Source organism: Paraplanobispora takensis (assembly GCF_016863195.1).
Lineage (GTDB): Bacteria > Actinomycetota > Actinomycetes > Streptosporangiales > Streptosporangiaceae > Planobispora > Planobispora takensis.
On sequence record NZ_BOOK01000029.1, the window covers coordinates 152,187 to 174,608 of the forward strand.

The 22,422-nt window shown below is 71.6% G+C and carries 20 protein-coding genes and 1 riboswitch; of the genes, 14 read left to right on the forward strand and 6 right to left on the reverse strand.

The window, feature by feature from the left end; all coding sequences use genetic code 11:
* Positions 1-587 precede the first annotated feature (587 nt).
* A riboswitch (cyclic di-AMP (ydaO/yuaA leader) is annotated at positions 588-745 on the forward strand.
* A 106-nt stretch (positions 746-851) separates the two neighbouring features.
* The 4 genes from Pta02_RS19550 to Pta02_RS19565 all read left to right on the forward strand — a co-directional run bounded on the left by Pta02_RS19550 (position 852) and on the right by Pta02_RS19565 (position 5,236).
* Positions 852-1,337, forward strand: coding sequence for a C40 family peptidase (locus Pta02_RS19550; protein WP_203876301.1), 486 nt, complete (start codon positions 852-854; stop codon positions 1,335-1,337).
* Positions 1,338-1,620: 283 nt separating this feature from the next.
* Positions 1,621-2,436: a gluzincin family metallopeptidase gene (locus Pta02_RS41955; protein ID WP_203876302.1), complete on the forward strand. Its 816-nt coding sequence runs from the start codon at positions 1,621-1,623 to the stop codon at positions 2,434-2,436.
* A 272-nt stretch (positions 2,437-2,708) separates the two neighbouring features.
* Positions 2,709-3,986, forward strand: a complete 1,278-nt coding sequence (locus Pta02_RS19560) for a M48 family metallopeptidase (protein ID WP_203876303.1) — start codon at positions 2,709-2,711, stop codon at positions 3,984-3,986.
* A complete protein-coding gene (locus Pta02_RS19565; RefSeq protein ID WP_203876304.1) occupies positions 3,983-5,236 on the forward strand; it encodes a glycosyltransferase family 4 protein in 1,254 nt (417 codons plus the stop codon). The genes Pta02_RS19560 and Pta02_RS19565 overlap by 4 nt, the downstream gene beginning before the upstream one ends.
* A gap of 49 nt (positions 5,237-5,285) precedes the next feature.
* On the opposite strand, the gene Pta02_RS19570 is transcribed toward Pta02_RS19565, so the two are convergent.
* The 3 genes from Pta02_RS19570 to Pta02_RS19580 all read right to left on the reverse strand — a co-directional run bounded on the left by Pta02_RS19570 (position 5,286) and on the right by Pta02_RS19580 (position 8,155).
* Positions 5,286-5,918, reverse strand: coding sequence for a carbohydrate ABC transporter permease (locus tag Pta02_RS19570; RefSeq protein WP_239130955.1), 633 nt, complete (start codon positions 5,916-5,918; stop codon positions 5,286-5,288).
* Positions 5,919-6,242: 324 nt separating this feature from the next.
* Entirely contained in the window at positions 6,243-7,022 is a 780-nt protein-coding gene (locus Pta02_RS19575; RefSeq protein WP_239130957.1) for a carbohydrate ABC transporter permease, read from the reverse strand.
* Positions 7,019-8,155, reverse strand: a complete 1,137-nt coding sequence (locus tag Pta02_RS19580; RefSeq protein ID WP_239130959.1) for an ABC transporter substrate-binding protein — start codon at positions 8,153-8,155, stop codon at positions 7,019-7,021. The genes Pta02_RS19575 and Pta02_RS19580 overlap by 4 nt, the downstream gene beginning before the upstream one ends.
* Before the next feature lie 184 nt (positions 8,156-8,339).
* Here Pta02_RS19580 and Pta02_RS19585 point away from each other — a divergent pair, with 184 nt between their 5' ends.
* On the forward strand, positions 8,340-10,328 hold the full coding sequence (locus tag Pta02_RS19585; protein WP_239130967.1) for a beta-galactosidase: 1,989 nt from the start codon (positions 8,340-8,342) through the stop codon (positions 10,326-10,328).
* A gap of 48 nt (positions 10,329-10,376) precedes the next feature.
* On the opposite strand, the gene Pta02_RS19590 is transcribed toward Pta02_RS19585, so the two are convergent.
* Positions 10,377-12,170 carry an AMP-dependent synthetase/ligase gene (locus Pta02_RS19590; protein WP_203876307.1) on the reverse strand — a complete coding sequence of 598 codons (1,794 nt, stop codon included), beginning with the start codon at positions 12,168-12,170 and terminating at the stop codon, positions 10,377-10,379.
* 235 nt (positions 12,171-12,405) lie between these two features.
* Between Pta02_RS19590 and Pta02_RS19595 the strand changes: the two genes are divergently transcribed.
* From Pta02_RS19595 to Pta02_RS19625, 7 genes are all read left to right on the forward strand, one after another.
* On the forward strand, positions 12,406-13,173 hold the full coding sequence (locus Pta02_RS19595) for a metallophosphoesterase family protein (protein WP_203876308.1): 768 nt from the start codon (positions 12,406-12,408) through the stop codon (positions 13,171-13,173).
* Between the two features lie 129 nt (positions 13,174-13,302).
* Positions 13,303-13,740, forward strand: a complete 438-nt coding sequence (locus Pta02_RS19600) for an SRPBCC family protein (RefSeq protein WP_203876309.1) — start codon at positions 13,303-13,305, stop codon at positions 13,738-13,740.
* 40 nt (positions 13,741-13,780) lie between these two features.
* Complete coding sequence (locus Pta02_RS19605) at positions 13,781-14,950, forward strand: ArsA family ATPase (protein WP_203876310.1); 1,170 nt, start codon at positions 13,781-13,783, stop codon at positions 14,948-14,950.
* Positions 14,943-15,545, forward strand: a complete 603-nt coding sequence (locus Pta02_RS19610) for a hypothetical protein (RefSeq protein WP_203876311.1) — start codon at positions 14,943-14,945, stop codon at positions 15,543-15,545. The genes Pta02_RS19605 and Pta02_RS19610 overlap by 8 nt, the downstream gene beginning before the upstream one ends.
* Positions 15,546-15,567: 22 nt before the next feature.
* A complete protein-coding gene (locus tag Pta02_RS19615) occupies positions 15,568-16,512 on the forward strand; it encodes an ROK family glucokinase (protein WP_203876312.1) in 945 nt (314 codons plus the stop codon).
* A 167-nt stretch (positions 16,513-16,679) separates the two neighbouring features.
* Complete coding sequence (locus Pta02_RS19620) at positions 16,680-17,393, forward strand: endonuclease/exonuclease/phosphatase family protein (protein ID WP_203876313.1); 714 nt, start codon at positions 16,680-16,682, stop codon at positions 17,391-17,393.
* 23 nt (positions 17,394-17,416) lie between these two features.
* On the forward strand, positions 17,417-18,553 hold the full coding sequence (locus tag Pta02_RS19625; protein ID WP_203876314.1) for a beta propeller repeat protein: 1,137 nt from the start codon (positions 17,417-17,419) through the stop codon (positions 18,551-18,553).
* A 26-nt stretch (positions 18,554-18,579) separates the two neighbouring features.
* Here the strand turns inward: Pta02_RS19625 and Pta02_RS19630 are convergent, their stop codons facing one another.
* Together Pta02_RS19630 and Pta02_RS19635 are read right to left on the reverse strand one after the other, a co-directional pair.
* Positions 18,580-19,062, reverse strand: a complete 483-nt coding sequence (locus Pta02_RS19630; RefSeq protein ID WP_203876315.1) for a hypothetical protein — start codon at positions 19,060-19,062, stop codon at positions 18,580-18,582.
* Positions 19,063-19,128: 66 nt separating this feature from the next.
* The gene (locus Pta02_RS19635; RefSeq protein ID WP_203876316.1) at positions 19,129-19,893 is read right to left on the reverse strand and encodes an alpha/beta hydrolase; all 765 of its coding nucleotides are present in this window, start codon (positions 19,891-19,893) and stop codon (positions 19,129-19,131) included.
* 150 nt (positions 19,894-20,043) lie between these two features.
* Here Pta02_RS19635 and Pta02_RS19640 point away from each other — a divergent pair, with 150 nt between their 5' ends.
* Both Pta02_RS19640 and Pta02_RS19645 read left to right on the forward strand, forming a co-directional pair.
* Complete coding sequence (locus Pta02_RS19640) at positions 20,044-20,748, forward strand: lysophospholipid acyltransferase family protein (protein ID WP_203876317.1); 705 nt, start codon at positions 20,044-20,046, stop codon at positions 20,746-20,748.
* A 203-nt stretch (positions 20,749-20,951) separates the two neighbouring features.
* Complete coding sequence (locus Pta02_RS19645; RefSeq protein WP_203876318.1) at positions 20,952-22,367, forward strand: metallopeptidase domain-containing protein; 1,416 nt, start codon at positions 20,952-20,954, stop codon at positions 22,365-22,367.
* The last annotated feature ends 55 nt before the right edge of the window (positions 22,368-22,422 follow it).

Here is a 22,422-nt window from a genome sequence, read left to right on the forward strand (position 1 = left end):
GCGACGCTGCGGAAGGGCACGTCGGGCGGCGGCGGAAAAGCGTCTCCCGGGTGGGCGGGGAAAGCCGGGGCGTAAATGGCGCGTGGCGGGGAGGCGCCGGGAGGGGCCTTCCGGGAATGAAGCGGTCTTTTCAATTCCGTGCCGGTGACGCGTCGTGTCGGAGTCTCCGCGCTCCGGAGACCTTCTCGGTCGCCTGAAATCCTTCCAGCCGCTCCGAAATCCTTTTCGAGTCGCGCTCATATCCTGCGCCTCCCTCCCCGGATTCCTTGATCATCCATGGTCGCGCCGCGACCAAGATCAATACTGGTGTGACTCGTGTGACGGAAGTGACGTTTTTCAGGATCCACTCCGGGGAATGTGACGAGAGTCATATTGAGACAGCGGAACTGCCGATTGCGCAGGGGTTATAGATCTGTGATCAAGGCGTAGCGACCCACTCCCGATGGGGAATGCTTTGCTGAAATTTACTGATCCGAGTACCTTCTGGCGTCGCGGCGAGCAAGCCATGCCGTCGCACTGAATGTCGGCCCCTCCAGTGCCGATGTCCGCATAGAAATCCATCCGGCCGCCCGAAGCGCCAATGAGGCGAAAGCGGCCTGCCGAATCCGTGCAGCCAGGAGGCACGGAACCGGGGACCCAACAGGCACGAACCTGTGACCAGGGGTGAATCGGCATCGCCATGCCGTAGGGCGTCTTCCCTGCCCGAATCCGTCAGCTAACCCGGTAGGCATCAGTGGAAGTCCCAAGGAGAAATCCTGTCTACAACCCTGCACAATCCCTGCTCGTCACGCCTTTTCCGCCTTTCCATCGGCGGACTCGCCCTCAGTCTGACCGCCTCAGCCGGAGCGGTCATGATGAACTCCACAGCGGCGCAGGCGAAGACGGACAGCGCGACAGCGGCACAGGTGAAGGCCATCGTGGGAGCCGAGGCGAGCGCCAAGGTGAAGGTCACGATGAGCCGGGCCGCGCGGCAGAAGTCGAGAGCGGCCAAAGCCGTCGCGACGGCCAAGAAGAAGGTCGGCGCCCCCTACCGGTGGGGAGCCAGCGGCCCCGGCGCGTTCGACTGCTCCGGACTGGTCCAGTACTCGTGGCGCTCGGCGGGAGTCAAGCTCCCCAGGGTCACCTACAGCCAGTACCGGGCCGTCAGGAAGAAGGTCTCGTGGCGCGACCTGCGCCCCGGCGACCTGATGTTCTTCCGGGGTAAGGGCCACGTCGGCATGTACGTCGGCAAGGGGAGGATGGTCCACTCGCCGAGCAGCGGCAAGACCGTCCGGATCGTGAGCCTGAAGGGCTGGTACAGATCGTCCTTCTCGGGAGCGGTCCGTCCCGGCGGTTGATCCGAGTGAAGGCCCCGTCCGGCTCAGTGGAGCCGGGCGGGGCCTTCCCGCCGGTACGGCAGGACGCCCGGGCCGGGTCCTGTTATGGTCCTTGTGCCCGGACCTCCGGCCTCAAGCCTGAGCCCCAACCCCGGCCCCGGCCGCAAGCCTGAGCCCTGACCTCAAGCCTGGGCCCCGGCCTCAAGCTTGAGCCCCGCCCTCAGGGCGTGGGACCCCGGGCCCCGTCCCCCGGCGCGGGCCCGTCGCCCCCACCCCTCCGCGCAGCGCAGGAGCCGCCGATCCGATGTCCGTCCCGCGCAGCCGCCGCGCCGTACTGGCCGGGATGCTGACACTGGCGGGCGCCGCGCAGGCCGCCGGTGACGCGCCGCTCGCGCGGGAACCGTGGCCCGGCGCGAAGGTGCTCCGCGGCGAGCGCTACGTCGTCATCGGCCACCGGGCCCACTCCGGCCTGCTGGCCGATCTGGCCGCCAGGGCCGAGCGGGCCCGCCGCAAGGTCGCCGCGATCTGGGGGCCGGTCCGCCCGGTGATCCTGTTCCCGGAGACCGACGCCGGGGCCGAGGTTCTCGCGGGCGCCGGTGCCAGCGACGGACTGGCCGCGATGGCCACGGCCGACCGGGTGATCGTCGTGCCGAGCGGCTACGCCAGATTGAGCCGGATCGGCAGGGACGTGGTCGTCGCCCACGAGCTGACCCACGTGGCCACCGGGGCGACGCGGGGCGGACGGGTGCCGACGTGGCTGTCGGAGGGGTTCGCCGACTACGTCGGATACTCGGGCAGCGGGCTGGACGTCCGTACGGTCGCCGCCGAACTGGCCGGGGAGGTCCGGGCGGGCACCCTGCCCGACGGCCTGCCCGGCCCCGCCGACTTCGCCCCCGGCGCCGCACGGCTGCCACAGGTCTACGAGGAGGCCTGGCTCGCCTGCCGCTACATCGCCGGGCGTTTCGGGGAGCGGGCCCTCGTGCGGCTCTACGGCGGCGGACCCTCGCCCGGCGGATCCGGGCCTCCTTCTCACGGCGGCGACATCGAGGCCGTGCTCGGCCTGTCCCCGGCCGCCTTCGCTGCCGGCTGGCGCGACTACCTCCGCCGGGAACTCGGCTGAGATCCTCCGGTACGGCCCCGGGCGACGCGACGGGGCGAAGATCGGCGGGAGGGGCACTAGGTTCGATATGCCGCAACGGCATGGGACGAGGGCGGCGGGACGGGCGGCACGGGAGATCGTACGGCCCGCGCGGCGGACGGGAGCGGTGAACGGCCGATGGGACGCGTGGAAGCGGCGAGCGGACCTGTGAGACGAGGGGAAGCCGAACGGCCGATGGGACGCGTGGAGGCGGTGAGCGGGTCCGTGGGGCGCGTGGAGGCGGTGAGCGGCCGATGAGCCGGAGTGCGGCGCAGGCGCCCTCGGGGGTGCGGGCGGCGGGGTGGGCGCTGGTGGTCCTCGGGGCGGCCACGCTGGCGGTCGTGGCGTTCACCACGCCGTGGCGGCCGCTGCCCTCCGGCGCGCCGCCGGTCACGCCGGAGGCGGCCCGCGACTTCACCGCCGGGCAGATCGCCCGCTCGGCGGCCTTCGACGCGGTGGTGGGCCCGCCCGCCTACCTCTCTCTCGGCCTGACCCTGGTGACGGCCGGGCTGCTGGTGGCCACCCCCCTCGGCGCGCGGCTGCTGGGCAGGCTGAGGGGGCCGTGGTGGCTGCGGGTGCTGCTCGGCGTCGTGGCCGTGACGGTGGCCGTGGAGATCGTGCGCTGGCCGCTCGGCATGTGGCAGGAGACCCATCTGCGCGACTACGGCCTGTCCACCCAGACCTGGCTGACCTGGAGCGCCGACCGGATCAAGAGCATCGGCATCAGGACCGGGCTGACCGCCGTCATGGTGCTCGCCGTGGTGGCGCTCGCCCGGCGGATGCGGCGCTGGTGGATCCCCGCCGCGCTCGGGGCCTTCACCCTGACGGTGGCCGCCTCGTTCGTCTACCCGGTGCTGATCGAGCCGGTCTTCAACGACTTCACGCCGATGGCCGCCGGGCCCCTGCGCGACGATCTGCTGGCCATGGCCGCCCGCGACGGCGTACCGGTGGAGGACGTGCTCGTGGCCGACGCCTCCCGCAGGACCACCGCGCTCAACGCCTACGTCTCCGGGTTCGGGGCCACGCGCAGGATCGTGGTCTACGACACGCTGCTCAAGGCGCCGGCCGAGGAGGTGAAGCTGGTCGTGGCGCACGAGCTCGGTCACGCCGACAACGGGGACGTGCTGTACGGCACGCTGGTCGGCGGGCTGGGCGCGGCCTGCGGGGCGTGCCTGCTCTATCTCGTGACCTCCTGGGGGGTCGTACGGCGCCGCAGCGGGGTGGCCTCGGTCGCCGACCCCGCCGCGGCGGGCCTGCTGATCGGGCTGGTGAGCCTGGCCACGGTGCTGTCCGGTCCCGTGCAGAACGTGGTCAGCAGGCAGGTCGAGGCCCGCGCCGACGCCCACGCGCTGGACCTGACCCGGGATCCGGCGATGTTCGTCGCCATGCAGAAGCGACTCGCGATATCCAACATTTCTGATTTGTCGCCGGATGTCGTTGAATATGTTCTTTATGCCTCCCATCCTCCGATACCCGAGCGCATCGCCATGGCCCGCTCGTGGGCAGCGCTGAACGGCCTGCCGGAGCCGTGAAGCGCACACTGATCGTCACCAACGACTTCCCGCCCCGTCCGGGCGGCATCCAGTCGTTCGTGCACGGGCTGGCCGCCTGCCTGCCTCCGGAGTCGGTGGTCGTCTACGCGCCCCGCTGGCCCGGCTGCGAGGACTTCGACGCGCGCCAGCCGTACCCCGTCGTGCGCCACCCCACCTCCCTGATGCTCCCCACCCGCGCGGTCGCCCGCCGGGCCGGGGAACTGGTCGCGCGCTTCGGGTGCGAGACGGCGGTGTTCGGCGCCGCGGCCCCGCTGGGCCTGCTGGCGCCGCGGATGCGCGCGGCCGGGGTGGGACGCGTCATCATGCTCACCCACGGCCACGAGGCGTCCTGGGCGCGGGTCCCGGTCGCCCGCCGGATGCTGGCCAGGATCGGCGCCCACGCGGACGTGGTCACCTATCTGGGGGAGTACACGCGGCGGCTGCTGGCCACGGTGATCCCCGAGGGCAAGCTGGTACGGCTCACGCCCGGCGTGGACACCGAGGTGTTCTCCCCGGAGACCGCCGCCGGACCGGCCCGGCGGCCGGACGGCGACCCCGGCACCGGTGCCCCCGCGGCCGCCGGTTCCGTGCTTCCCACCTCCGACGGCTCTGCGTTTCCCGTCCGTCCCGGCTCCGGGTCCGGGGATTTCACGATCTCCCGCGTCCTGGCCGCCCTCGGCACCGGGCCGGTGGTCGTCTGCGTCTCCCGGCTGGTGCCGCGCAAGGGTCAGGACGTGCTGATCCGCGCCTGGCCCCGGGTGCTGCGGGCCGTACCGGAGGCCAAGCTGCTGCTGGTGGGCGGCGGGCCGTACCGGGGGAGGCTGGAGCGCCTGGTCGCCTCCCTGGACCTGGGCTCGTCGGTGGTGCTGACCGGCTCGGTGGGCGCCGCCGACCTGCCCCGGTTCTTCGCCCTCGGGGATGTGTTCGCCATGCCGTGCCGTACCCGGCTGGGCGGCATCGACGTGGAGGGGCTCGGCATCGTCTATCTGGAGGCCTCGGCCAGCGGCCTGCCGGTCGTGGCGGGCTCGTCGGGAGGCGCGCCCGACGCGGTGGTGCACGGAGAGACCGGCCTCGTCGTGGACGGCACCTCGCCGCGGGCGGTGGGGGAGGCGCTGGTCGACCTGCTCGGCGACCCGGCCCGCGCCCGCGCGATGGGCCGGCGCGGGCGCGAGTGGGTGGCCCGGGAGTGGGGCTGGGACCTGGTCGCCGCCCGGTTCGCCGAACTGCTCGAACCGGCGCAGACGCCGTAGCCGCCGCCCGGCCCCTGACCCCGCGGGTCCCGCCGGTCCGGGGCCCGGGTCACCCCTTGGTGGAGCCGAGCGTGAGCCCGGCGACGAACTGCTTGTGCAGCATCTGGAAGACGATCAGCGTGGGCAGCGCGACGAGCACCGAGCCGGCCGCCAGCAGGTTGTAGTCGGTGAAGAACTGGCCCCGCAGGTTGTTCAGCGCGCTGGTCACCGGGAGCTTGTCGCCCGAGGACATCAGGACCAGGGCCCACAGGAAGTCGTTGTACATCCAGGTGAACTGGAGCGTGCCCAGCGCGGCCAGCGCCGGGCGGCACAGCGGCAGCGTCAGCTGCCAGTAGCGCCGCCACACGCCGGCCCCGTCCACCATGGCCGCCTCGGAGATCCCCTCCGGGATCGTGCTCATGAAGTTGGCCAGCACGAAGACGCAGAACCCGAACTGGAAGCCCACGTGGACCAGGATCAGCCCCAGGTAGGAGTCGTACAGCGACAGCGAGTCCGACATCCACCACGGCAGCGGCACCATCGTGTAAACCGTGTAGAGCGGGGTGATGAGCACCTGGGGCGGCAGCAGGTTCCCGGCGGTGAAGACCACCAGCAGGATCCGGCGGCCGGGAAGGCGCAGCCGGGCGATGGTGAAGGCGGTGAACGAGGCCAGCGCCAGCGTCAGCGCGACCCCGGGGATCACGATGATCAGCGTGTTGAGATAGTACTTCGGCAGCTCCGCCTGGGTCCACGCCTCGCTGTAGTAGTCGAGCGTGAGCGTCTCCGGCAGGGAGAAGTAGCCGAGCCGCGCGGTCTCCTCGTACGGCCGGAGCGAGGCGTAGACGGCCAGCGCCGGCGGGGCCAGCCACCCCAGCGCGACCGGGAAGAGGAAGGCGTGCAGCAGGAGGCGCAGCGGGAGGGCGGGGGCGGGTCCGCCGGGGCCGTCCGGGCGGGCTCGGTGAGGGTCGAGGTCATCGGCCCTCCCCGGAGCGGCGGGGGCCGGTCTCCTGCGGGAGGCGGGCGGAGGTCATCGCTCCTCCTTGAACACCTGTGTCAGGTAGGTGACGATGAACCCCATCGAGATCACCAGCAGGACCACCGCGATCGCCGAGCCGAAGCCGATCCGGCTGGTCTCGCCGACGATGTTCTCGGTGACCAGGACCGACAGCAGTTCCAGGCCGTTCCTGCCCTTGTTGATGGCGTAGACGATGTCGAACGCGCGCAGCGCCTCGATGACCGTGATCACCAGGACGATGACGTTGATCGGCCGCAGCACCGGGAAGACCACCCGGAAGAAGGCCTGACGCTCGTTCGCGCCGTCGATGGCCGCGGCCTCCTTCAGGGCGGGGTCTACGGCCTTCAGCCCGGCGAGATAGATGATCATCACGTAGCCGACGTGCCGCCAGGCCGCGGCGACCATGACGACCCAGATGTTGATCGACGGATCGCCCAGCCAGTCGGTGTTCATCCCGGTGACCGCGTTGAGCACGCCGTAGTCCTGGGAGTAGACGAGCTGGGCGATGAAGCCGAGCCAGAGCACGTTGTTGCGGACGGCGGTCCAGAACGGCGGGTACTCGGTGGTCAGGTCGCGGTAGTTGTCGCCGCCGATCCAGCGCAGCTTGGAGATGCCGTTCCAGTCGGTGCCCGACAGCGCCACCGAGGCCAGCGTGGGGCCCCAGACCACGGCCAGGTCGACCAGGACGGCGATGCCCAGGCCGATCACCAGGACCACCACGTCGCGGGTGGAGTAGCGGCGGGCGCGCCGGGTGCGGCGGGCCGTCGCGGGGGAGCCGCGCAGCGCCGTCACCGGAAGATGTTCACCTTCTGCGCCTCGATGTCCTTCAGCAGCGCGTCGATGTCGTCCGGCTCGCCGATGAACCGCTGGAAGGCGGGGATCATGACGGTCGAGGCGAAGTCCGGGCGGGTGTCGCGGTCGAGGAACTGGGAGATGTGGGCGGCCTGCGAGACCAGCTCGGCGCCGCGCTTCTGCAGGGAGCTGTAGCCGGAGGTGTCGGCCTTGGAGCTGGCGGCCAGCGTCCCGGGGTCGAGGCCGGTGGCGATGTTCTGCGAGGACGCGGCGGCGAAGTGCTTGAGGAGCTGCTTGGCCCCGTCCACGTTCTTGGCCTTGGCGGAGATCATGTAGCCGTCGACGGGCGCCTCCACCGAGTCCTGGCCGAACTGCGGGTTGATCTCGGGGAAGGCGAAGAAGTCCAGGTCGTCGCGCTCGTCCTCGGGGAACTGCTGGGCGACGAACATGCCCAGCAGGTACATGCCGGTCTTCTTCTGCTGCAGCGACTGGGCGGCCTCCTGCCAGGTGCGGCCGTTGGCGCCGGTCTGGTGGTGCTCCAGCAGGCCGCGCCAGGTCTCGAAGACCTGCTTGACCCTGGGGTCGGCCCACGACTCCTTGCCGGCCATCAGGGAGATGTGGAAGTCGTAGCCGTTGGCCCGCATGTCGACGATGTCGAAGGTGCCCATGGCCGGCCAGCCGTCCTTGTCGGCGAAGGCGATCGGGATGAGCCCGTCGGCCTTCATCTTGCGGGCCAGCGCCGTGAACTCGTCGAGCGTCCCGGGGACCTCGTAGCCCTTCTCCCGCCAGAGGCTCTTGCGGTAGAAGACGGCCCACGGATAGTAGGTGAACGGCACGAAGTACTGCTTGCCGTCGGCTCCGGTCGAGGCGGCCTTGAAGGCCGGGGTGTAGTCGCCGCCGATCTGCTGCCACACGTCGGAGATGTCGACGGCCAGGCCCTGCTCGGCGAAGAACTGCATCCGGTAGCCGGCGAACCAGGTGAACGCGTCGTCGGGCGTGCCCCGCAGATAGCGGTTGATGTTCTCCTGGAAGGTGTTGCGGTCGACTGTGTTGATCTTCACCTGGGCCTGGGTGAACGACTTGACCACGGTCTCCAGCGACTTCTTCGGAACCTCGTCGGAGGCGTCGCCCAACGGGACATGGAAGGCGCGGGAGACATGGCCCGGCGGGACATCGGCGGTCGTTGGGTCATGATGGTTCCTCCTGACCGGAACGCTCAGTTTCCCCCGATATCGCTCACATTCTTCCACATGGAATGTCCCTTTCATGGGGTTGTCAACGGATGTTCTCATAACGATGTTCGTTTATGGTGACATCATGTATTTTGGCGGTGACTACAACCCCGAGCAGTGGTCGGAGGACGTCTGGGCCGACGATGTGGCCCGGATGCGTGAGGCCGGGGTCAACCTCGTGACGGTCGGGGTGTTCTCCTGGGCGTCCCTGGAACCGGAGGAGGGCTCCTACCGCTTCGGCTGGCTGGATCGCGTGCTCGGGCTGCTCGCGGACAACGGGATCGGCGTCGACCTGGCCACGGCGACGGCCAGCCCGCCGCCCTGGTTCTCCGCGTCCCATCCGGAGTCGCTGCCGGTCGACGCCGACGGCGCGCGGCTGTGGCCGGGCAGCCGCCAGGCCTACTGCCCCTCCTCGCCCCACTACCGGGCGGCGGCCGTACGGCTGGCGCGGGCGATGGCCGAGCACTACGCCGGGCATCCGGCGTTGCGGATGTGGCACATCGGCAACGAGTACGGCTGTCACGTCTCCCGCTGCTACTGCGACACCTCGGCGGCGGCCTTCCGCGACTGGCTGCGCAAGCGCTATGACCTGCCCGGCCTCAACGAGGCGTGGGGCACCCGCTTCTGGTCGCAGGAGTACACCTCCTTCGAGGAGGTGCTGCCGCCGCGCAGGACGCCCAGTTTCCTCAACCCGGCCCACGATCTCGACTTCCGCCGCTTCAGCTCGGCCGAGCTGCTGGCCTGCCATCTGGCCGAGCTGGAGGTGCTGCGCGAGGTCACCCCCGACGTCCCGGTGACCACCAACTTCATGGCCGGGGTGCACTGGGAGATCGACTACTGGCAGTGGGCCCCGCACGTGGACGTGGTCGCCACCGATCACTACCTGCGCGCCGACGACCCCGACTCCCACATCGACCTGGCCTTCGCCGCCGACGTCACCCGGGGGCTGGCCGGGGGAGCGCCGTGGCTGCTGATGGAGCACTCCACGAGCGCGGTCAACTGGCAGCCGCGCAACATCCCCAAGACGCCCGGCCAGATGCGCCGCAACTCGCTGGCGCACGTGGCGCGCGGGTCCGACGGCGCGCTCTTCTTCCAGTGGAGGGCCTCCCTGGCCGGAGCCGAGCGGCACCACTCCGGGATGATCCCGCACGCCGGGACCGACTCCCGCATCTGGCGGGAGGTGTGCGAGCTGGGCGCGGACCTGGGACGGCTGACGGAGGTCGAGGGCTCCCGGGTCACCGCCGACGTGGCGATCGTGTTCGACTGGCCGGGCGTGTGGGCGCAGGAGCGGCCAGGCCACCCCAGCGTCGACATGACCGCCCGCGACGAGATCGCCGCCTGGCACCGGGCGCTGTGGCGGCTGGGGATCACCGCCGACTTCGTCCCGCCGCACGGCGACCTCACGCCGTACCGGCTGGTCCTGCTGCCCGCCCAGTACCTGCTGGGGGAGACGGCCCGCTCGGCCCTGCTCTCCTACGTGGAGGCGGGCGGCACCCTGGTCGCCGGCGCCTACAGCGGGGTCGCCGACGACAACGACCGCATCTGGCCCGGCGGCTACCCCGGCGCTCTGCGGGAGGTGCTGGGCGTGCGGATGGAGGAGTTCGTCCCGCTGGCCGAGGGCGGCACGGTCACGCTCTCGGACGGGTCGACCGGCCGGATCTGGCGCGAGCACGGCCGGGCCGTCACGGCCGAGGTGATCGCCTCCTACACGGCGGGCGACGCGGACCCGGTGGCCGACCCGTGGGCCCGCGTCCTGGACGGGGTTCCGGCGATCACCCGCAACGCCCGCGGCGGCGGCGCGGCCTGGTACCTCTCCACCCGCCTCGACGACCCCTCCCTGATCCGCCTGCTCACCCGGATCACGGGCGAGGCGGGGGTGCGCCCCGCGCCGGGCGCGGTAACGGGCCTGGAGCTGGTACGGCGCGCGCACCCGGGCGGCCCGTCCTACCTGTTCGCGATCAACCACGGCGCCGACGCCGCCCCGCTGGAGGCCGCTGGCCTCGACCTGCTCACCGGGGAGCCCTTCCCGGGCACCGTACCCGCGGGCGGCGTCGCCGTGATCAAGGAGTCCTGACCGGAACGCGCCGCCGTACCCCGCCTGACGCCTCAGGCTTTCCTCGTCCTAGCTGTACAGGTCGTCGACGTGCTTGGCGAAGTCGCGCATCACGACGTTGCGCTTGACCTTGAGGGTCGGGGTGAGGTGACCGCTCTCCTCGGTGATGTCGATGTCGAGGATCGAGAACTTCTTGATCTGCTCGGCCTTGGACACCGACCGGTTGGCGTCGTCCACGGCCTTCTGCACCTCGGCGACGATCGCCGGGTCGGCGCTCAGCTCGGCGATGGTGGCCGACTCCTTGCCGTTGGCGGCCTTCCACTGCTCCAGCGCCTCGGGGTCGAGGGTGACGATCGCGGCCACGAAGGGCTTGTCGTCGCCGACCACCATCGCCTGGCTGACCAGGGGGTGGGCGCGGATGCGGTCCTCCATCGGGGCCGGGGCGACGTTCTTGCCCGCGGCGGTGACGAGGATCTCCTTCTTGCGGCCGGTGATCTTCACGTAGCCGTCGGCGTCGAGCTCGCCGATGTCACCGGTGTGGAACCAGCCGTCGGAGTCGATCGCCTCGGCGGTGGCCTTGTCGTTGTTCCAGTAGCCGTCGAAGATGTGGCGGCCCTTGACGAGGACCTCGCCGTCGTCGGCGATGGCGACCGTGACGCCGGGGAACGGCTTGCCGACGGTGCCGATCTTGTTGGCGCCGGGGATGTTGACCGTGGACGGGGCGGAGGTCTCGGTCAGCCCCCAGCCTTCGACGATCTCGATGCCCACGCCCCGGAAGAAGTGGCCGAGCCGCTCGCCCAGGGCCGAGCCGCCGGAGATCGCGACCGACAGGTTGCCGCCGGTGGCCGCGCGCAGCTTGCCGTACACCAGCTTGTCGAACAGCGTGTGCTTGAGCTTGAGGCCGAGCCCGGCTCCGCCGGAGGACTCCGCCCGGCTCCACGCGATCGCGGCGTCCGCCGCGGCGTGGAAGATCTTGCCCTTGCCCTCGGCGGTGGCCTTCTGCTCGGCGGTGTTGTAGACCTTCTCGAACACGCGGGGCACGCCGAGCAGGAACGTCGGCTTGAAGCCCTGCAGGTCGGGGCCGACGTTCTTCATGTTCGGGGTGTGCGCCAGGATCGTGCCGGTCTCGACCAGCACGGTCTGGATGATGCGGGCGAACACGTGGGCCAGGGGCAGGAACAGCAGCACCGCGCGGCCGTCGACGGTGAACAGCCGCTCCAGCGGGCCGCCTGCCACGTTGCGCGCGGTGAACAGCAGGTTGTCGTGGGTCAGGCGGCAGCCCTTGGGCATGCCGGTGGTCCCGGAGGTGTAGACGATCGTGGCGAGGTCGGCGACGCCGCGCGAGCCCCTGCGCTCGTTCAGCGTCTCGTCGGAGACCTCGGCCCCGGCGGCCGTCAGCTCCTCCACCGCGCCGCCCTCGAAGCGCCAGATGTCCTTCAGGTCCTCCAGCTCCGGCAGGACCTCGCGGACGGTCTCCTCGTGCGACTCCAGCTCCACGAAGATCGCCTTGGTGCCGCTGTCGGACACGATCCACTTCACCTGGTCGGCGGAGGAGGTCTCGTATATCGGCACGGTGACCGCGCCCGCGGCCAGGATGGCGTAGTCGGCGACGGTCCACTCGTAGCGGGTGCGCGACATCAGCGCGACCCGGTCGCCGGGCTCGATCCCCGCCGCGATCAGACCCTTGGCCGCGGCGGCGACCTGGTCGCGGAACTCCCGGGCGGTGACGGCGATCCAGTCGTCGCCGGCCTTGCGGCGCAGGACGATCGAGCCGGGCTCCTGCTCGGCCCGCTGGAACACCGTGTCGGTCAGGTTGGCGGAGGCGGGGACGTCCACCAGCACGGGGACACTGTACTCGCGCACGGGGATCACTCCTGGGACGCACGGATCGATGGTTCCTGGAAGCTACCGCGAGAAGTTACGCGTGGGTAGATTTGTCACTCAGGCGTTACCACTGCAGGCGTTACCAAGGGCGATTTCACGTTATCAGTGCCGCCGGGTGCGGCCGTCTGACATGCGGGGCCGCCGCTATGGCGCATCTCACTCACACCTCTCACGCGCACCGTGGAGGAACCGGTCGATCGCTAGGATGTCGGGCATGCGGGTTCATGTCGTCAGCGATGTGCACGGAAGAGCCGACGCCCTGGCCCGTGCGGGAGAAGGCGCCGACGCGCTGATCTGCCTGGGCGACCTGATCCTGTTCGTCGACTACGACGACCACTCGCAGGGGATCTTCGCCGAGCTGTTCGGGGCCGAGCGGGCCGCGGAGTTCATCGCCCTGCGCACCGCCAAGCGCTTCGACGAGGCCAGGGCCATGTCCGCCGCGCTGTGGGCCTCGCTGGAGGGCGACCCGCGCGATCACATCGAACGCTCCGTCCGCCGCCAGTACGGCGAGATCTTCGCCGCCATGCCGACCCCCGCCTACCTCACGCCGGGCAACGTGGACCTGCCGCGCTACTGGCCCGAGTACGCGCGCTCCGGCCACCACGTGCTGGACGGGGAGACCGTCGAGATCGGGGGCCTGCGGTTCGGCTTCGTCGGGGGCGGGCTGCGCACGCCGTACCGCACGCCGAACGAGATCGACGACGAGGAGTTCGCCCGCAAGGTCGAGGCGGTCGGCGAGGTGGACGTATTGTGCTGCCACATCCCGCCGGCCGTGCCCGAGCTGCTGTACGACGTGGTCGCCCGCCGGTTCGAGCGGGGCAGCGAGGCCACGCTGGAGGCGATCAGGCGGACCCAGCCGCGCTACGCCCTCTTCGGCCACGTGCACCAGCCGCTGTCGGCGCGCACCCGCATCGGCAGGACCGAGTGCCTCAACGTGGGCCACTTCCGGGGCAGGGGGGTGCCCTTCGCCCTCGAGTGGTGAGCCGTGCCACCGGTGGGCCGTGCCACCGGTGATCCGGGCAACCGGTGATCCGGGCGGCGCGGGAGGATCTTCGCGGCCGGGTGTGAGCCGGACGTACGCCAGGAAAGCCTGAGCGAGTACGGTAACCCCATGGCTGATCGCACCACTTCCAGCATCACGATCGGCGCGGGCCGGTCGACCGTCATGACGGTGATCGCCGACTTCGCCGCGTACCCGGAGTGGGCGGGTCAGGTGAAGTCCGCCCAGGTCCTGTCCAACGGGGAGGACGGGCGCCCCGACCGGGTCAGGTTCGTCCTGGACGCGGGCCCGATCAGCGACGAGTACACCCTCGCCTACACCTGGCACGGGGACGAGTCCGTCGACTGGGTCATCGCCGAGGCCGGGAAGATGGTCTCCGGCCTCACCGGCAGCTACCGCCTGGCCGAGACGGGCGCGGGCACCGAGGTCACCTATGAGCTGGCCGTCGACCTCAAGGTCCCGATGATCGGCATGATCAAGCGAAAAGCGGAGAAGGTCATCATCGACACCGCCCTGAAGGGGCTGAAGAAGCGCGTCGAGGCCGGGTGACCGGGCACGGCGCCCGGACGCGACCGGTGGAGGAGACCGAGTGACCCGGGTCCTGCTGTTCACCGGCAAGGGCGGGGTCGGCAAGACGACCGCCGCGGCGGCCACCGCCGTCCTCGCCGCCCGGTCCGGGCTCAAGACGCTCGTGGTCTCCACCGACACCGCGCACTCGCTGGCCGACGCGCTCGGAGCGAGCCCCGGCCCCGAGCCGGCCCAGATCGCCCCCGGCCTGCACCTGTACCAGGTCGACACCCAGCGGTCGCTGGAACGCCAGTGGGGTGAGCTGCGCGACTACGCCCGGGGGTTCTTCGCCGAGCTGGGCCTGGACGAGGTCACCGCCGAGGAGATCACGGTGCTGCCCGGCGCCGAGGAGGTCATCGCGCTGCTGGAGCTGCGCGAGCAGGCCCGCACCGGGAGCTGGGACGTGATCGTCATCGACTGCGCGCCCACCGCCGAGACGCTCCGGCTGCTCGCGCTGCCCGAGGCGCTCGACTGGCACGTCAACCGGCTGCTCCCGGTCGGCAGGCGGCTGCTTCGCACCCTGGCGCCCCTGGTGCGCAGGGTGGCGATGGTCAGCGTGCCCGACGACCACGTGGTCGGCGCGGGCGAGCGCCTGCACCGGGGGCTGATGGAGGTGCGCGAGCTGCTCACCGGCCCCGGCGCCAGCGTCCGCCTGGTGCTGACGCCCGAGGCCGTCGTGCTGGCCGAGGCCCGCCGTACCCTCACCTCCCTGAGCCTGTACGGCTACCGCGTCGACGCGGTGATCGCCAACCGGGTCTTCCCCGCCGAGGGCGCCGACCCGTGGCGGCAGCGGTGGGCGGCCGCCCAGGCGGGGCACCTGGCCGAGGTGGAGCAGTCCTTCGCGCCGCTGCCCGTCCACCGGGTGCCCTATCTGGAGGCCGAGCCCGTCGGCCTCGACGCCCTGGCCGGCGTCGCCGAGGCCATGTACGGCGAGAGCGACCCCTTCGCCGCGCCCGCGGTGGAGCCGCCGCTGCGGATCACCCCCGAGGGCGAGCTGATCCTGGCGCTGCCGCTCGCCGAGAAGGGGGAGGTCGACCTCGTCAGGAAGGGCGACGAGCTGATCGTCACCATCGGCCCCTACCGCCGGGTCCTGGCCCTGCCCGCGGCGCTGGCCCGCAGAAGCGTGCGGGAGGCCGCGCTCTCCGACGGCCGTCTCCGGGTACGGTTCGATGCGGGAGGGCCAGATGACTGACAACGGTGAAATGAACGGCGGCGCCCAGAAGCCCCGCGATGACGACGCCCCGCGCAACGACGAGACTCCGCGCAACGAGGACGCCCCGCGTGGCACGCAGACACCCGGGGGCGGGGACGCCCCGCGTGGTGAGGGCGCGTCCCGCGGCACGGACGCGCCTCGCGGCGGGGACGCCCCCCGCGGCTCCGACCCGCTCGGGAGCGCGGCCGAGGAGGCCTTCAGGCTCTTCGACACGATCCAGCGCAGGGCCACCAGGGAGCTGCGGAAGAACCTGATCAAGGGCACCATGACCGGGTTCGGCAGCGCCTTCTCCGGCGGCGGCTCCCGCGGCGGCCGCAGGGACGTGTGGGAGGAGGCGGTCTCCGAGCACGAGGATGAGTACATCTGCCGGGCCTGCCCCGTCTGCCGTGCCATGGCGGCGCAGCGGGAGTCCGGCGGGCAGGTCGCCGATCACCTGATGCAGGCGGGCTCCGAGCTGTTCGCCGCGCTGAAGTCGGCCGTCGACGCGATCAACCGGCCCTCGCCCTCACAGCGGGCGAAAGAACGTGACGCGTCGCGGGAAGATACCCCCGTGGAGCACATCGACCTGGGGTGATCCCCGGCGGGAAAGGTGAGAGATGGCGCTGACCATCGGCATTGACATCGGCGGCACCAAGGTCGCGGCGGGCGTCGTGGACGAGCAGGGGCAGATAGTCGAACAGCTCCTGCGCCCGACTCCGGCGGAGAACCCCGAGAAGGTCGCCGAGACGATCGCCGAGGTGGTCGGCGAGCTGAGCAGGGGCCGGCAGATCGAGGCCGTCGGCCTCGGCGCGGCGGGCTTCGTCGACGAGACCCGCTCGGTCGTGCGTTTCGCCCCCAACCTGGCCTGGCGCGAGGAACCGCTGCAGAAGAAGGTCGCCGAGCTGGTCGGCCTGCCCGTCGTGGTGGAGAACGACGGCAACGCCACGGCGTGGGGCGAGGCCAGGTTCGGCGCCGGGCGGAACGAGAGCCATCTGGTGTGCGTGACCGTCGGCACCGGCATCGGCGGCGGCATGGTGTTCGACGGAGCCCTCTACCGCGGGCGCTGGGGCATGGGCGCCGAGCTCGGGCACATGCAGGTGGTCCCCGAGGGCCGTCCGTGCGGGTGCGGCAACCTCGGCTGCTGGGAGCAGTACGCCAGCGGCAACGCCCTGGTCGCCGAGGCCCGGCTGATCGCCGAGGCCGACCCCGAACGGGCGGCCGGGCTGCTGGAGATCGCGGGCGGCTCGCCCGGCGACATCGAGGGCACGGAGGTGACCGAGGCCGCCCGCGCGGGCGACCCGGCGGCGCTCGCCGCCTTCTCCTCGATGGCCGAGTGGCTGGGCCAGGGACTGAGCGACCTGGCCGCCGTGTTCGACCCCGGCTGCTTCGTCCTGGGCGGCGGCGTCTCGCGCGCCGCCGACCTCTGGATCGACCAGGTCCGCGAGGCCTTCGCCCGTCATCTGACCGGGCGCGGGCACCGTCCGCTGGCCGACATCCGCCTGGCCGAGCTGGGCGCCTCCGCCGGTCTGGTCGGCGCCGCCGACCTCGCCCGCAACCGCTGAGCCCTCCGTCCCGCGGAGCCGCCCGTACCCCCGAGCCGTCCGCTCCCCGGAACCGCCCGCTCCACCGGGCCGTGCGGTTCCGGGGGACCGGATGGGGAGGGGGGTGTTATCGCCGGATATCGCCGGTCCGGTTACGCTCGGCTCACGGGTGTTCCCGGGAGGTCGCCGTGCTGCTCAGAGTCGCCAGCTACAACGTGCGTGCCATGCGTGACGACGTGGTGGCGCTCGGGCAGGTCATGACCGCGCTGCGGGCCGACGTGCTCTGCGTCCAGGAGGCCCCCCGGTTCCTGTGCTGGCGCCGCAAGCGCAGGAACCTGGCGGCCTCCGGAGGGCTGAGGGTGGCCGCGGGACTGCGCGTCGGGGGCGTGGCCGTCCTGGCCGGGCCCGGGGTCCGGGTGCTGCACGGCGAGGGCCGCCGGCTGCGGTTCTTCTTCGGCCTGGAGCAGCGGGCGATCGCCGTCGCCGTGGTGGAGAGCGGCGGCGTCCGGGTGGCGGTCGGCTCCATCCACCTCGACCTCAACGAGGGCGCGCGCCTGTACCACGCCCGCGAGGCGGTGCAGATCCTGTACGACGTCGCCGGCCGCTTCGACGCGCTGCCCGTGCTGGCGGGGGACATCAACGAGAAGTCCGACCGGCCCTCCTGGCGGTACATCGCCGGGAAGCTGCCCGACTGCTACCCGCTCGCGCCGCGCGGCGACGGCCTGACCTTCCCCGCCCGCGGACCGCACCTGCGCATCGACGCGATCTTCGCGGTGGCCGGGCTGCGGGTGGTCTCCTGCGGCGGCGCCGAGGCCGACCCCGCCCTCCTGGCCGCGGCGAGCGACCATCGGCCGGTGCTCGCCGAGCTGGCCGTGGCGGGGAGAAGCACGCACGAGGAGTGAGCCCGGCCCGTACCATTTGGAGCATGACTCGTCGCTTTCTGCGGCGTGCGCTGGCCCTGTGCGCATCGGGGCTGCTCCTGGCGTCCCCCTTTCCGACGGCCGCCGCGCACGCAGATCCCGTCCGCCCACCGTCGGCGGAGGCCTGGCAGGCGCCTGCCACGGCGCGGCTGAGCAGCGACGGGTCGCTCTCCGACGTGGCCGGGATCTCGGCCACCAACGTGTGGGCGGTGGGTCAGCAGAGCGTCTGGGACGTCTGGCAGAGCCGCAGCGCCATCGCGCACTGGAACGGCAGCGCGTGGACCGAGGTGCCCATCCGCAACGACCCCACCGGCGCCGCGCTGCTGCGCTCGGTCGCCGCGGCGTCGGCCGACGAGCTGTGGGCGGTGGGCGAGGGCCACGACGGCACGCCGTACCTCGCCAGGGGTGACGGATCGGCCTTCGACCGCGTCGCCGTCGGCCCCCTGCGGCTGAACGACTGGCTGGCCGGGGTGGCGGCCACCTCGGCCCGGACGGTCGTCGTGGGCAGCCGCGACCGGCAGCCCCTGATCGTCACCGGCACCGGGGGGAAGTGGAAGCTCACCCAGGTCGACGGCGACGGCACGCTGTACGGCGTGGCGCTGCCGTCCAAGAGCGACGGCTGGGCGGTGGGCGAGACCGGGGACAAGCCGCTGATCATGCGGTTGTCCGGCGGGCACTGGAAGCCCTTCCCCGTGCCCGACATCCCGGGCGGATACCTGCGCGACGTGCACTTCAACGGAGCCAAGCGGGCTCTGGCCGTCGGCGGGATCTACCGCTCCTCGGGCGAGATCGACCCGCTGCTGCTGTCCTGGAACGGCAAGAAGTGGTCCCGGGTGTCCGTGCCCGGGGGCGACGTGCGCCTGTACGGAGTGACCGGCGACCGCAAGAGCCGCTTCTGGGTCTCGGGAGCCGATCCGGCGCGGCCGGCGGAGGCGTTCCTGCTGCGCTACGACGGTCACGCGGTCAAGGTCCTGCGCGGGGCCGCGCCCGCGACGCCCCGGACGATCAGGCTCCAGTCGGCCACCTACCTGCCCGGCACGGGCACGGTGTGGACCGTCGGCCACGTGGTGGACGACGACGGCCGCTTCACCGACGTGATCGAGCGCTTCGGCACGGGCGCACCCGAGCGCGTCAAGTCGTAGCGCCCGGCCGGACCGCGGCGGGCGCCTCAGACGACGGCGCCGTCGTCCCAGCCGGAGTCGTTGGGCGGGCCGTCGCCCATCCGCACGACCAGGGCCACGAAGCCGCCGATGAACGCGGCGACCGCGGTGAACAGCGCCCAGCCCTCCAGCTGCCAGCCCGCCGCCGCGGTCACCAGCAGATAGGCGGGGCCGCCGAACAGGGCCAGCCAGGCGATCTTGGTGGTGGCGTCGGTCTTGGGCAGGGGAGGGGGCGGCGGAGGCACGTAGTGGCCCTCGTCGTCCTCGGCGCCCTCCCGCTCGGCCGCGACCTCGGCGTGGTCACCGGGCTCGTCGCCGTCGGGCAGCACCCGCCCGCTCTCCTCCGGCTGCCTGACCACGCGCCGGGAGGGTTCGGCCGGGAGGTTCTCGCTGTCCGGCCAGGGCTGGTCGCCCGGTTCGCGCTCGGCGGTGTCGTTGAAGGACGCGACGATCTGCCGCCAGACCTCGTCCTCATCGCTTTGAGGTGTCACTTAGCTGGGCCTGTCACTCATAGGCCGTCCACTTCCTCCCGAAGACCGCGCATCCCCCACCCGCGATCAGTCTCTTTGCAAGGGTACAGAGGCATTCGCGCGGACGAACTCCAGGCTCCCCGCGAAGATCTGATCGGCGTCGTTGTCGAGCGTCGCGACATGGTAGCTGTCGGCGAGCTCCAGCACGCGCAGATTTCCCCTGGTCAGCTTCTCACGAAGAATCCGGACACTGGTGGGTTTCACTACATGATCCTGCGGACTGTGGAAGACCAGCACCGGCTGGCTCAGTTCGTCCAGCCCGGCCTGGGTCAGCGCCCACAGCTGCGGCAGGCTCGCCGCGGCCCTGACCGGCGTGCGCGTGTAGCCGAGCTCGGTGGCCCCCTCCTTCTTGATGTCACCGGCCACCCCGGGGACCGAGGGGACGAAGAGCTTGAGCAGCGGCGCCAGCTTGAGCAGGGGCACGTCGTTGGCGATCGACGGGTTGACGACGACCACCCCCTTGACGCCCTCGCCGTGCACCTCGGCCAGCCGCAGGGCCATGCAACCGCCCAGGGACAGGCCCATCACGAAGACCTCGGCGCACCGGCCGCGCAGGTCCGCCAGGGCCTTGTCGAGCTCGGCGTACCAGTCCTCCCAGCGGGTGTGGTTCATCTCCTGCCAGGTCGTCCCGTGACCGGGCAGTCGGGGCAGCGCCACGGTCAGGCCCGCCTCGGCCAGGTATTCCCCCCAGGGGCGCAACGATTGCGGAGACCCGGTGAATCCGTGGCAGAGCAGAACGCCGACCTGGCCGCCCGAGTGGTGGTACGGCTCCGCGCCAGGCATCACAGGCATGGGTGGCTCCTCGTCAGGTTCGCCCGATCGTCGCATGCTTGGGGCATGTTTTGCGAGGGGGTGATTTGGGTTGTTTGGCGGTGTAGGTGACAGAGGCCGAAGATGGGAAGATAACTCCAGGTCGCTGCCGGACAATCGAAGGAGCCCCGAGTGTTCTACTGGGTGGTGAAGGCCATCCTCTGGCCCTTCCTCCATCTGATCTTCCGCCCATGGGTGGAAGGGGTGGAGAACGTGCCGAAGGAGGGGCCGGTGATCCTGGCCGGCAACCACCTGTCGTTCGCCGACCACTTCTTCGGGGCCCTGTTCCTGCCGCGCAAGGTGATCTCCCTCGGCAAGGCCGAGTACTTCACCGGCAAGGGCGTCAAGGGGATGATCAGCAGAGCGTTCTTCAGCGGCGTCGGCACCGTGCCGATCGACCGCTCCGGCGGCAAGGCCAGCGAGGCGGCGCTCCGCACGGGCCTGCGCATCCTGGGCGAGGGGCAGGTGCTCGGCATCTATCCCGAGGGCACCCGATCCCACGACGGCCGCCTCTACAAGGGCAAGACCGGGGTGGCCCGGCTGGCGCTGGAGTCCCGCGTGCCGGTGATCCCGTGGGCCATGGTCAACACCTTCGAGATGATGCCCCCCGGCCGCCCCCTCCCCAAGCTGGGCATCCGCCCCGGCGTGAAGTTCGGCAAGCCGCTGGACTTCTCGCGCTACTACGGCATGGAGGAGGACCGCCTGGTCCTGCGCGCCGTCACCGACGAGATCATGTACGCGCTGATGGAGCTGTCCGGTCAGGAGTACGTCGACAAGTACGCCGCGAGCGCCAAGGCCGAGGCCACACGCCTGGCCGAACGGGGCGCCAAGGACTGAGCGGCCGGGCGCCCGGCCGAACAGGACGTCACGACTGGACCGCCGGGCGCGGGCGATCGGCGCCCGCGCGGGCGGCGCGGCCGGCCCCCGCCTTTGCTGCTGGCTAAAGATGCCTTAAAAGTGGCATAAGACGGTTTTTTGCACTTTTACCTCCTTTGCGGTGCGGGTGTCGCCTTTGCATGCCCCCGAGGAGAGTTCCCTCCATGAAGCGCCGCACGTCCGCCTGGATCCCGCCCGTGATCGTCGCCCTGGCCGCGGTGTCGCCGGCCGTACTGCCCGCACCCGCGCAGGCGGCGCAGGCCGCGCCGGAGGTCCGCGACGCCGCCGTGGTCCTGGTCGACTTCCAGGACAAGGGCCACCCCGACAAGGCGGCCGCCACGGCCAAGGCGAAAGAGATCTTCTTCGGGTCCGGGACCTCGGTGGCCACCTACTTCGAGAAGGCCTCGCAGGGCCGGGTCACCTTCTCCGGCCAGGTGTTCGGCCCCTGGAAACTCGCCATGCCGGCCGGCTGTGACACCGCCCTGATGCGCACCAAGGTCGAGGAGCAGATGAAGGCCCGCGGCGTCGACCGCGCCGCGTTCGAGCACGTCTCCATCATCATGCCCTCCGGCGGCTGCGGCTGGGCGGGCCTGGCCACCGTGGGCGGCGCGACGAGCTGGATGCCCGACGGCTACAGCGCCGCCGGCACCATCCACGAGATCGGTCACAACCTCGGTCTCGGCCACGAGGGCACCTCGGCGTGCACCGAGGGCACGCTGTCGGACTGCGCGTCGGCCGGATATCGCGGCAAGAGCTCGGTGATGGGCGGCGGCGGGCCCGGCGTCGGCCTGTCCGCCCCCGCGCTGGTCAAGCTGAAGTGGCACACCGGCGCCGAGCGGATCGTCCCCACCGCCTCCGGCACCCACACGCTGGCGCCGCTCTACGCCTCCGGCCGGCGCTTCCTGGACCTCCCGTTGCAGGGCGGCACGGACCGGCTGGTGGCGGAGTACCGCAAGCGGGGCCACGGGCCGGACGCCGACGTCGCCGAGGGCGTCATCGTCTACCTCGTGCCCAAGGGGGACTACCACAAGGCGATCCAGATCGACACCACGCCCGCCACCACGGCCAAGGGCAGCACGCCCCTGGCCGTGGGCAGGAGCGTCAAGGGCCGGGGCGTCACGCTGACGGTGCTGTCGCAGTCGGCGGCCGGCGCGCGGGTCTCGCTCGTCCTGCCGGGCGGCGCCCCGGCGCCGACCCCGACCGCCAAGCCGTCCGCGACTCCGACCACTAAGCCGTCCACTCCGACCCCGACCCCGACCCCGACCGCCAAGCCGTCCGCGACCGCGACCCCGTCCACCCCCGCCCCCGGCGGGTTGTCGGTGATCAGCGCGGGAGTCGGGGTCAAGCCGCGCACCGCCGCCCGCGGGCAGAAGGTCACCGTGACCGCGGTCTGCTCCGGCAGCAAGGTCGCCAAGGTCGTCTCGACCGCGTTCGCCGCCCGCCAGAACGTCCCGGACGTCCCGGCCGTCGCCTGGTATCCGGCGATCACCGTCTCCGCCGGAGCCCGGGCCGGCGAGCACAACGTCTACGTCTTCTGCGCCGACGGTTCGGTGGCCCGGACTCCCGTCACGGTCGGCTGACCTCCCGCCGGGCGCCGCCGCGTGCCCGGTCCCCACACTCTCCGCCCCCCGGCGG